The organism is Vibrio sp. M260118 (assembly GCF_036533755.1).
Taxonomy (GTDB): domain Bacteria; phylum Pseudomonadota; class Gammaproteobacteria; order Enterobacterales; family Vibrionaceae; genus Vibrio.
This window is the reverse complement of the sequence record NZ_JATABG010000079.1, coordinates 1-11302: the sequence shown is the minus strand read 5'-3', so window position 1 is coordinate 11302 and position 11302 is coordinate 1. Positions and strand designations below refer to the sequence as shown.

Annotated in this window: 10 protein-coding genes and 1 pseudogene; 10 read left to right on the top strand and 1 reads right to left on the bottom strand. The window is 45.2% G+C overall.

Annotated elements, in window-relative coordinates:
- The coding region (map, locus tag QTO00_RS07200) for a type I methionyl aminopeptidase (protein WP_331423949.1) at nt 1-720 on the bottom strand (720 nt) is incomplete at its 3' end.
- A 358-nt stretch (nt 721-1078) separates the two neighbouring features.
- Between map and rpsB the strand changes: the two genes are divergently transcribed.
- The 10 genes and pseudogenes from rpsB to QTO00_RS07150 form a co-directional block, all read left to right on the top strand.
- On the top strand, nt 1079-1807 hold the full coding sequence (gene rpsB, locus QTO00_RS07195; protein WP_038203487.1) for a 30S ribosomal protein S2: 729 nt from the start codon (nt 1079-1081) through the stop codon (nt 1805-1807).
- Nucleotides 1808-1938: 131 nt separating this feature from the next.
- A complete protein-coding gene (gene tsf, locus QTO00_RS07190; protein ID WP_331423946.1) occupies nt 1939-2781 on the top strand; it encodes a translation elongation factor Ts in 843 nt (280 codons plus the stop codon).
- Between the two features lie 150 nt (nt 2782-2931).
- Nucleotides 2932-3663: a UMP kinase gene (gene pyrH, locus QTO00_RS07185; protein ID WP_038203482.1), complete on the top strand. Its 732-nt coding sequence runs from the start codon at nt 2932-2934 to the stop codon at nt 3661-3663.
- Nucleotides 3664-3763: 100 nt separating this feature from the next.
- The gene (gene frr / locus QTO00_RS07180; RefSeq protein WP_038203480.1) at nt 3764-4321 is read left to right on the top strand and encodes a ribosome recycling factor; all 558 of its coding nucleotides are present in this window, start codon (nt 3764-3766) and stop codon (nt 4319-4321) included.
- Nucleotides 4322-4417: 96 nt separating this feature from the next.
- Nucleotides 4418-5173, top strand: a complete 756-nt coding sequence (locus QTO00_RS07175) for an isoprenyl transferase (RefSeq protein WP_331423941.1) — start codon at nt 4418-4420, stop codon at nt 5171-5173.
- A gap of 11 nt (nt 5174-5184) precedes the next feature.
- On the top strand, nt 5185-6027 hold the full coding sequence (locus QTO00_RS07170) for a phosphatidate cytidylyltransferase (protein ID WP_331423940.1): 843 nt from the start codon (nt 5185-5187) through the stop codon (nt 6025-6027).
- Between the two features lie 42 nt (nt 6028-6069).
- Entirely contained in the window at nt 6070-7278 is a 1209-nt protein-coding gene (gene ispC / locus QTO00_RS07165) for a 1-deoxy-D-xylulose-5-phosphate reductoisomerase (RefSeq protein WP_331423939.1), read from the top strand.
- On the top strand, nt 7275-8633 hold the full coding sequence (gene rseP / locus QTO00_RS07160) for a sigma E protease regulator RseP (protein WP_331423938.1): 1359 nt from the start codon (nt 7275-7277) through the stop codon (nt 8631-8633). The genes ispC and rseP overlap by 4 nt, the downstream gene beginning before the upstream one ends.
- A 37-nt stretch (nt 8634-8670) precedes the next feature.
- Nucleotides 8671-11082 (top strand): outer membrane protein assembly factor BamA, encoded by a 2412-nt coding sequence (gene bamA, locus QTO00_RS07155; protein WP_331423936.1) that lies wholly within the window; start codon nt 8671-8673, stop codon nt 11080-11082.
- Between the two features lie 16 nt (nt 11083-11098).
- Nucleotides 11099-11302 (top strand): annotated as a pseudogene (locus QTO00_RS07150) (OmpH family outer membrane protein); the annotation flags it as partial.

The following is an 11302-nucleotide window of genomic DNA, read 5'->3' as shown; positions in this document are numbered from 1 at the left end:
AAACTTACCTGCGTCGATCATTGGCTCGATAGTGAAACACATGCCTTCTTTAAGGACGCGACGGTCTTTGTTCTTGTAGTGAACGATTTGTGGCTCTTCATGGAACTCGTTGCCGATGCCGTGACCACAGAAATCTTTGACGATAGAGAACTTGTTGCGCGGGTTCTTTTTGTTGTTGTCTTTGATGTATTTTTCAATTGCGGTGCCGATATCACCGACGGTTGCACCAGGTTTTACTTGGCGCATACCCACGTATAGAGCTTCTTGAGTCACCATACATAGGCGTTTGTTTGCTGGTGAGACATCACCAACTAAGAACATCTTAGAAGTGTCACCATGGTAGCCTTGTGGACGAACGCTAAGATCGGCGTCAGCATCATTTGGGATGATAACGGTAATATCAACATTGATAATGTCGCCATTTTTAAGCACGGCAGGCTTTGCTTGCCCGTTGCTACCAATCTCATCTTGAGAGGCAGGGATACCGTGGCAAACGATGTGGTTGATCGATGTACAGATTGACTTAGTAAAACCATGGTAATCAAGCGGTGCAGAGTACGCGCCTTTTTCAATCCCGTAATCGTGACAGATTTGGTTTAGCTCTTCTGTCGTTACGCCTTCTTTAATGTGAGGCTCGATCATCTCTAGGATTTCAGCGGCTAACGCGCCCGCTATTCGCATACGTTCGATTTCTTCAGCTGTTTTAATCTTGATTGACATCGCTTTCTCTACTTAACTCTACTGCACACTTAGGTGCGTTTGGCCGCATTCTATCAGGAACCTCGCCTAATGAGAATTATTCTTCATCATAGAAGACGTGAGCAATTCTATAAAGGGCGACTGAAAACCGGATGAGAGCGTTTTTTTACTAGCCAGGCAGGGTGATAATATGGTATAAAGCGCGCCGGAACGTGGTCTGTTGTCTCTGGTTAAGATTCTTAACTGGCGAAGCATATTACCTCCAACTAACTTATATCTTTAAATCACACACATTCCGTCACATATTCCGGGGTGCTGGGCAGAAGCCTAGTCGGAGTTATGGGGGATGTGGAGGCCTAACCCCATAGAGGATTTTAAAATGGCAACTGTATCAATGCGCGATATGCTAAAAGCTGGTGTTCACTTCGGTCACCAGACTCGTTACTGGAACCCAAAAATGAAGCCATTCATCTTTGGTGCTCGTAACAAGGTTCATATCATCAACCTAGAAAAAACTGTACCAATGTTCAACGACGCTCTAGCTGAACTAGCTAAAGTTGGCGAGAAGAAAGGTAAAGTTCTATTCGTTGGTACTAAGCGCGCTGCATCTGAAGCTGTTAAAGAAGCTGCAATCGCAAGCAACCAGTTCTACGTAAACAACCGCTGGTTAGGCGGTATGCTTACTAACTACAAAACTGTTCGTCAGTCTATCAAGCGTCTAAAAGATCTTGAAGCTCAAGCTCAAGACGGTACTTTTGACAAACTAACTAAGAAAGAAGCTCTAATGCGTACTCGCGAAATGGAGAAGCTAGAGAAATCTCTTGGTGGTATCAAAGACATGGGCGGCCTACCAGACGCTCTATTCGTAATCGACGCTGATCACGAGCACATTGCGATTAAAGAAGCGAACAACCTAGGTATTCCAGTTTACGCTGTGGTAGATACTAACTCTAACCCAGATGGCGTTGACTACATCATCCCAGGTAATGACGATGCGATCCGTGCAGTACAGCTTTACCTAAACGCTGTTGCAACTTCAGTAACTGAAGGTCGTAACAAAGACGTAGCTGCAGCTGCTGAAAAAGACGGTTTCGTAGAAGCTGAATAATAGCGGCTCCTAGTCACACTTAGATTATGTGCAACCTAGTTGTAGCATAAACTGAGTTATAGTTATCAGCAGGGGCCGAAAATGTAGGCCCCTGTTTTTTACCAAATCCAGAATCAACTGAGGAATAGAGAATGGCTGTTACTGCTGCTCTAGTTAAAGAACTGCGCGAACGTACTGGCGCAGGCATGATGGAATGTAAAAAAGCGCTTGTTGAAGCAAACGCTGACATCGAACTAGCAATCGAAAACATGCGTAAATCAGGTGCTGCTAAAGCTGCTAAGAAAGCAGGTAACGTAGCTGCTGAAGGCGCAATCATCATTAAAGAAGAAAACGGCACTGCTGTTCTTCTTGAAGTTAACTGCCAAACTGACTTCGTTGCTAAAGACGGTAACTTCACTGCATTCGCAGAGAAAGTTGCAGTTGACGCTCTAGCATCTAAAGCTTCTGTTGAAGAGCTAGTAGCTAAGTTCGAAGAAGAGCGTGTTGCTCTAGTTGCTAAGATCGGTGAAAACATCAACATCCGTCGCGTTCAGTACGTTGAAGGTACTGCTATCGCTTCTTACCGTCACGGTGAGAAAATCGGTGTAGTTGTTGCTGGTGAAGGCGATGCTGAAACTCTTAAGCACGTTGCAATGCACGTTGCTGCTTCTAAGCCAGAGTACGTTAACCCAGAAGACGTACCAGCTGACGTAGTTGCTAAAGAGAAAGAAGTTCAAGTTGAAATCGCTATGAACGAAGGCAAGCCTGCTGAGATCGCAGAGAAGATGGTTGTTGGCCGCATGAAGAAATTCACTGGCGAAATCTCTCTAACTGGTCAAGCGTTCATCATGGAGCCTAAGAAATCTGTTGGCGAAATGCTGAAAGAGAAAGGCGCTTCTGTTGCTACATTCGTTCGCCTAGAAGTAGGTGAAGGTATCGAGAAAGCAGAAGAAATGAGCTTCGCTGAAGAAGTTGCTGCAGCTCAAAAAGGTTAATCCTTAGAGACTTGCATACTTTTTAGACCGTAGCCAAGGCTGCGGTCTTTTTATGACTAAAGGACAAGCTTTAGTAGTGATGGATGCAGACTTTATAAAGTCTTTATCCATGACTGTTAATCAACAACTCTCTTTTGGAAGGTAAACTCCATGACTACGAACCCTAAACCAGCATATCAACGTATTCTGTTAAAACTGAGTGGTGAAGCACTTCAAGGCGAAGAAGGTTTTGGCATTGATCCAGCAATCCTGGACCGTATGGCTCAAGAAGTAAAAGAGTTGGTTGAACTTGGTGTTCAAGTCGGTGTGGTTATCGGTGGTGGTAACTTGTTCCGTGGTGCAGGCCTAGCTGAAGCGGGCATGAACCGTGTAGTAGGTGACCACATGGGTATGCTAGCGACGGTAATGAACGGCCTTGCGATGCGTGATGCACTGCACCGTGCATATGTTAATGCTCGCGTTATGTCAGCTATTCCACTAAAAGGTGTGTGTGACGACTACAATTGGGCAGACGCTATTCGTGAACTACGCCAAGGTCGCGTTGTTATCTTCTCTGCTGGTACAGGTAATCCATTCTTTACGACGGATTCTGCTGCTTGTCTACGCGGTATTGAGATTGAAGCTGACGTAGTTCTAAAAGCGACAAAAGTAGATGGTGTATTTAGCGCTGACCCAGTAGCAAACCCAGACGCAGAGCTGTATGATAAGCTTTCATTCAACGCGGTTCTTGATAAAGAGCTGAAAGTGATGGATTTGGCAGCATTTACATTGGCTCGTGACCACAAAATGCCAATCCGTGTATTCAATATGAATAAGCCAGGCGCACTACGTCGCGTGGTAATGGGTGAAGCAGAAGGCACACTAATCAGCGACGCTGAGTAATTCTTATCGCCACAGCATCAAAAATGGTGCTGTGGTATTGCCTTTTGAATACGCCAGATTAAGCTTTCTTTTAGAAAGAATTACACATTAAGGTGATATTGTGATTAACGAAATCAAACAAGACGCTCAACAGCGCATGGACAAGAGCGTTGAAGCTCTAAAAAACAACCTTTCTAAAGTTCGCACAGGCCGTGCACATCCAAGCCTGCTTTCGGGTATCAATGTTGAATACTACGGTGCACCAACACCTCTTAACCAAGTCGCTAACGTTGTGGCTGAAGATGCGCGTACTCTGGCAATCACAGTATTTGATAAAGAACTAACGCCTAAAGTTGAAAAAGCGATCATGATGTCTGACCTAGGTCTAAACCCTATGTCTGCAGGTACTATCATTCGCGTTCCACTTCCACCACTAACAGAAGAGCGTCGTAAAGACCTAGTTAAGATCGTTCGTGGCGAAGCTGAAGGTGGCCGTGTTGCTATCCGTAACATCCGTCGTGATGCGAACGGCGAGCTAAAAGCGCTACTAAAAGACAAAGAAATTTCTGAAGATGAAGATCGTAAAGGTCAAGATGAGATTCAGAAAATCACTGACGCTGCTGTTAAACAAGTAGACGAAGTGCTAGCTGCAAAAGAAAAAGAGTTGATGGAAGTCTAATTCTCCACAAACTTTCTCTATAAGAGGCGCTGTGCTCGCAGTACAGCGCTTTTTTATGCTACTCTCTGTCCCCTGCTGATAACTCATCAACGTCTTATGCAAAACTCACAACTCTCTCCTGATTTACTCCCGAAACATATCGCAATCATTATGGATGGCAACGGTCGTTGGGCTAAGGCTCAAGGCAAACCGCGTGTCTTTGGTCATAAGAATGGTGTTGCAGCAGTTCGTAAAGCGATATCTACCTCGGCTAGGCTAGGTATCAAAGCGATTACCCTGTTTGCGTTTAGCAGCGAAAACTGGAGACGTCCGGAAGAGGAAGTGGGTGTGTTGATGGAGCTGTTTATTACGGTTCTTTCTACAGAAGTCAAAAAGCTGCATAAGAACAATCTACGTCTACGCGTTATTGGCGATAAGTCGCGTTTTAACGAGCGTCTGCAAAAAAAGATCGCCCAAGCCGAAGCCTTGACTGAAGGCAATACAGGTATGGTGATCAATATTGCAGCCAACTATGGCGGCAAGTGGGATATTATGCAGGCGACAAAAGCGATTTCAGCTAAGGTTGCCCAAGGCGAGCTAAGTTCTGAGGAGATTAGTGAAGAGCTAATCACGCAGCATCTCACCATGGCAGATTTACCTGAAGTCGATTTGATGATTCGCACCAGTGGCGAATGTCGTATTAGTAACTTTATGCTCTGGCAAATGGCTTATGCGGAACTGTATTTTACCCCGATTTACTGGCCAGAGTTCGATGAAAATAGCTTAATTGAGGCTGTGACTTGGTTTGTAAACCGTGAGCGCCGTTTTGGTTGTACGGGTGAGCAAGTAAAAGCTCTGATGGAAAGCGAATAAAGGATCAAAGTTTGAAACAAAGAATTATAACTGCACTAATCCTAGCGCCTTTGGTGATTTTGGGTATATTCAAACTTTCTCTATCTATGTTTATGGTCGCCCTTGCTGTGGTGACGTTAATTGGTTTCTGGGAGTGGACACAGTTTGTTGACGCTCCTTCACGTGCTATTGCACTTATCCCTACTGTTCTAGTCAGTGCAGCAACACTATGGTTTGTTCCATCAGATGTGTTGAACCTAAATCTAATTACTGATTCCCACTATGGCATATTAGCAATTGGCTGTGTGTGGTGGTTGGCTGCGAGCATTCTTGCTATTACCTATCCAAACTCATCATCCTTATGGAAAGGATCTAACTTTTTACGCCATGGCTTTGGTATTTTAACGCTACTGCCGTTTTTCTGGAGTGTGGTGTTACTTCGTGCTGAAGGTATCGACATTGACCCATACCATGGCTCAAAGCTAGTGTTGTATGTGTGCTTTATTGTTTGGGCCGCCGATAGTGGGGCGTACTTTGCTGGTAAAAGCATGGGTAAGCATAAAATGGCGCCTCATGTTAGCCCAAATAAAACCATTGAAGGTTTAGTTGGTGGCATCATTACTGCAATTTTGGTTGGATGGGGCACTGCAACTTGGTTCGATATCCAATTCACAAGCCCGTTTGTGATGGTCGCAATTACTCTTGTGACTGTAGTGATTTCGGTATTGGGAGACCTCGTTGAGAGTATGTTCAAGCGCGTTGCGGGCATTAAAGATAGCAGCAACATTATCCCTGGACATGGTGGTGTACTGGATCGTATTGATAGCTTAACCGCTGCGTTCCCAGTATTTGCATTCCTCTACTTCGTATTTTAAGGCAAGCTTAGGTTTGCCTCATTCATTGATTGGTTCCTTGCTATGCGTAAGTTGACGATCCTTGGTGCAACGGGCTCTATTGGAGCGAGCACCTTAAAAGTAATCGAACAAAATCCCGATAAGTTTAATATCGTGGCACTGGCCGCAGGGCAGAACGTCGATAAGATGCGCGAGCTGTGCGTGAAATGGCGACCTCAATACGCAGTGATGGCGACCGAGCAAGCGGCGAAGAAGCTCCATGCTCAGCTAACTGAGTTAAAGATCAATACCGAAGTGAACTTTGGTGTTGATGCGATGTGTGAAGTCTCTTCATCAAACGAAGTCGATACCGTTATGGCTGCTATCGTTGGTGCCGCAGGCCTACTACCGACAATGGCAGCAGTCAAAGCCGGAAAGCGTGTGCTATTGGCGAATAAAGAAGCCTTGGTGATGTCTGGGCAACTGTTTATCGGTGCGGTTGAACAGTACGGCGCTGAGCTGCTTCCCGTGGATAGTGAGCACAATGCTATCTTCCAATGCCTACCTAATGATATTCAAACCAACCTTGGCCGCTGCGATTTAAATCAACATGGTATTTCTCATATCTTGCTTACTGGTTCTGGTGGACCTTTCCGTTATAGTGATATCGACTCTCTAGCAAGCGTAACTCCAGAGCAGGCAATCGCCCATCCTAACTGGTCAATGGGGCCTAAGATTTCCGTTGATTCAGCGACCATGATGAACAAAGGCTTGGAATACATTGAGGCTAAGTGGCTGTTTAACACCGCTCGAGAGCAGTTAAAGGTTCTGATCCATCCTCAATCAGTGATTCATTCAATGGTTCAGTATCGCGATGGTTCAGTGCTTGCACAGATGGGCGAGCCAGATATGGCGACTCCGATTGCGTTAACTCTCTCTTATCCTGAACGTGTTGATGCAGGTGTCGCACCGCTCGATTTTACAAAAGTCGGTGAACTAACCTTCCTAGAGCCAGATTTTGCACGTTACCCATGCCTTAAGCTCGCGATTGATGCTTGTTATGAGGGGCAACATGCAACGACATTGCTAAACGCTGCTAACGAAGTCGCTGTTGAAGCCTTCTTAAATCGTCAGCTTAAGTTCACTGATATTGCTGTGGTTAATGAGCAAGTGGTGAGCAAACTTAGTGCGTCAGTTAACCAGTCACATTGCCGCGACTTGGAAACCATTCTAGAGCTAGATAGAATGGCGAGAGAATTAGCAGTCAGTACCATAAGTGAGCGTAAGCTATGACGGGTATCATCTGGAACTTTGTTTCTTTCATCGTTGCGCTAGGCATCTTAGTCGCAGTGCACGAGTTTGGTCACTTTTGGGTGGCGCGCCGATGTGGTGTTCGAGTTGAAAAGTTCTCGATAGGTTTTGGTAAATCTATCTGGAGTAAGGTTGGTAAGGACGGTACCGAATATAGCATTTCAATGATCCCACTCGGCGGTTTCGTAAAAATGCTCGATGGTCGAGTCGATGATTTAGCCGAAGGTGAACAAGAGTACGCTTTTGACCGTAAGCCATTGTGGAAGAGAACAGCCATTGTTGCTGCTGGCCCTATATTTAACTTCTTATTTGCTATCTTCGCTTATTGGCTAGTGTTCTTGATTGGTGTACCGGCGGTTAAACCCGTGGTAGGCCAAGTGACCCCTTATTCAATTGCTGCCGAAGCAGGTTTGGAATCTGGAATGGAACTTAAAGCTGTTTCAGGCGTCAAAACTGCGGATTGGGAATCGGTCAATATGGGGTTGATTTCTCATATTGGCGATCGACAACTGACTATCACTGTCGCTCCGGCCGACGGCATTGGAGTTGAAGAGACTAAGTATTTTGATTTAACCGATTGGAACTTTGACCCAGAAAAAGAGTCCGCTATGTCGGCACTCGGTTTTGTTCCATACACCCCTCAAGTTATCGCACGATTAACCAACGTATCTGAAGGTGGTGCGGGTGAACGTGCTGGTCTGCAGCAGGGTGATTTGCTGACCAAAATTAATGACCTAGACATTACCGAGTGGCAGCAAGTGGTTGACGCGATTCAAGCGAGTCCAAACAAAGCACTTACGGTTGAAGTTGAACGAGATGGTCAAAGGGTATCATTGCAGATGACACCGGATAGCCGTGAGTTATCCAAGGATAGAGTGGTCGGTTTTGCAGGAATCGCACCTGAAGTCGCAGAATGGCCAGAAAACTATCGCTTCGATCTACAATTTGGTGTATTTGAATCAATCGGAAAGGCGTTTGAAAAGACAGGACAAGTCATCGACTTAACCGCTAGTATGTTGAAAAAACTGGTGGTTGGTGATGTTGGACTAAACAATTTAAGTGGGCCTATTTCGATCGCAAAAGGAGCAGGTACAACAGCCGACTATGGCTTAGTGTACTTTTTAGGCTTCCTTGCATTAATCAGTGTGAACTTAGGGATTATTAACCTTGTCCCACTACCTATGCTAGATGGTGGACATTTATTGTTTTTTGCTATTGAGGCTGTAATAAGACGCCCTGTTCCAGAAAAGTTTCAGGAAATGGGTTACCGTATCGGCGGTGCAATTATTTTCTCTCTTATGGCAGTGGCAATTTTCAATGATTTTACTCGACTGTAATCGAGTGAAGGTTGAATTAAGGAATAACTAGAACAAAATGGCGATGAAAAATATTCTGTTTGCGACCCTGTTAGCGACAAGCGTGAGCGCAAACGGAGCCGAGAACTTTGTAGTTCAAGATATTAAAATAGAAGGCTTACAACGTGTCGCACTAGGTGCAGCGTTATTGAAAATGCCAGTACGTATTGGCGATACCGTTGGTAGCCAAGATGTCTCTGAGATGATTCGTGCCTTGTATGCGACGGGTAACTTTGAAGACATTAAAGTTCTGCGAGAAAATGATGTACTTGTTATTCAAGTGAAAGAGCGGCCTACTATCGCGAGCATCTCTTTCTCCGGCAACAAGGCGATCAAAGAAGAGCAACTTCAACAGAACTTGGATGCATCAGGCATTCGAGTGGGTGAAGCTCTTGACCGCACCACACTCTCCACCATTGAGAAAGGCTTAGAAGATTTCTACTACAGTGTTGGTAAGTACAACGCTGGTGTACAAGCGGTTGTGACTCCGCTACCACGTAACCGTAGTGATTTGAAATTTGTCTTCACCGAAGGTGTTTCTGCAAAAATTAAACAGATTAACTTTATTGGTAATGAACAATATACCGATGAAGAACTGTTGAGTCGGTTTGAGCTTAATGTTGATGTCGCATGGTGGAACTTCTTATCTGACGATAAGTATCAAAAGCAGGTGCTTGCTGGTGATATCGAAGCGCTGAAGTCTTACTACCTAGACCGTGGTTTCCTTAAGTTTCAGGTCGATTCAACTCAGGTTGCTATCTCGCCAGATAAGAAGGGCGTGTACATTACGCTAGGGCTTAACGAAGGCTTACCTTACACGGTTAAAGACGTAAAGTTCCGTGGTGAACTGCTAGATAAAGAAGCCGAGTTTGAACAGCTAGTGACTTTCGAGCCTGGCGAAACCTATAACGGTTCCGCGGTGACCAGTTTAGAAGAGAACGTTAAGCGCGTTCTTGGTGAAGCGGGCTATGCCTACCCTCAAGTTCGTACCATTCCTGAATTTGATGATGAAAACCAATCTGTTTCTCTAGTTGTTAACGTTGAAGCGGGTAAGCGTATCTATGTGCGTGATATTCGCTTTGTTGGTAACAACGCAACCAAAGATGAAGTCTTGCGCCGTGAAATGCGCCAGATGGAAGGCAGTTGGTTGAACTCGAAATCGATTGAAACGGGTAAAAACCGTCTTAGTCGTTTAGGTTATTTCGAAACGGTCGATGTCCAGACAGTACGTGTACCAGGTAGCGAAGACCAAGTAGACCTAGTTTACAACGTCAAAGAAGCCAACTCAGGTAGTATCAACTTTGGTGTTGGCTACGGTACTGAATCAGGTATCAGTTTCCAAGTTGGTCTACAACAAGATAACTTCGCCGGTACTGGTAACCGCGTTGGTATCAACGCGATGATGAACGACTATCAGAAGAACGTTAGCCTTGAGTATCGCGACCCATACTGGAACCTAGATGGTGTCAGCTTGGGCGGTAAGATCTTCTATAACCAGTTCGAAGCATCTGAAGCGAACATCGTTGACTATACCAACGAAAGTTATGGCGCTAGCCTGACCTGGGGTTTCCCATTTGATGAACTGAACCGTTTTGAGTTTGGTCTTGGTCTGACTCACAACAAGATCGGTAACGTACCGACTTATGATCAGGCTCAGAAGTTTGCAACTAGTATCGGTCAGCCAAATGGTGACATCACCACCAACGATTTTGATGTGAACATTTCGTGGACGCGTAATAACCTTAACCGTGGTTACTTCCCGACGGCAGGTAACTACCAGCAAGCGTTTGCTAAAGCGACCGTGCCAAGCTCAGACGCACAATACTTTAAGCTTCAATACGATGTTCGACAGTACATCCCGTTGACTAAGAAGCACGAGTTCTCGCTGTTGATGCGTGGTCGTCTAGGCTACGGTAATGGCTACGGTAAGACAGATGGCAACGACAACTTGTTCCCATTCTATGAAAACTACTACGCGGGTGGCTTTACCACACTACGTGGTTTCCGCTCGAACAGTGCAGGTCCAAAAGCGGTCTACACTATTAATGGCAACCCAAGTACATGTAATACCGACTCTTGCTTGACTGCTACGGATGATTCAGTGGGTGGTAACGCGATAGCCCTTGCGAGTATAGAGCTGATCGTACCAACGCCATTCGCTTCTGATGACGTGAGAAGTCAGATTCGTACCAGTGTGTTCGTTGATGCGGCAAGTGTATGGGATACCGAGTTTGTCTACGACTCTAAGTACGCGAATGAACGCTACTACAATGACTACTCAGATCCATCCAACTACCGTGCATCTTACGGTGCGGCGTTGCAATGGATGTCTCCAATGGGGCCACTAGTATTCTCGGTTGCGAAACCAATCAAATCTTATGAGGGTGATGACGAAGAATTCTTCACATTCACCATCGGCAGAACCTTCTAATTTAAAGGAAATTACAGTGAACAAAACAATTAAAGCGGCTGGTCTTTCTCTTCTAGTCATGACGTCTTCTTTCTTCGCAAATGCTGCTGAAGCTGCTCAGAAAATTGGTTACGTGAATACTGCTCAAGTTTTCCAACAGTTACCTCAGCGTGAAGTGGTAGCTCAGAAGCTACAAGAAGAGTTCAAAGATAAATCTGCAGAACTACAAGCGATTCAAGCC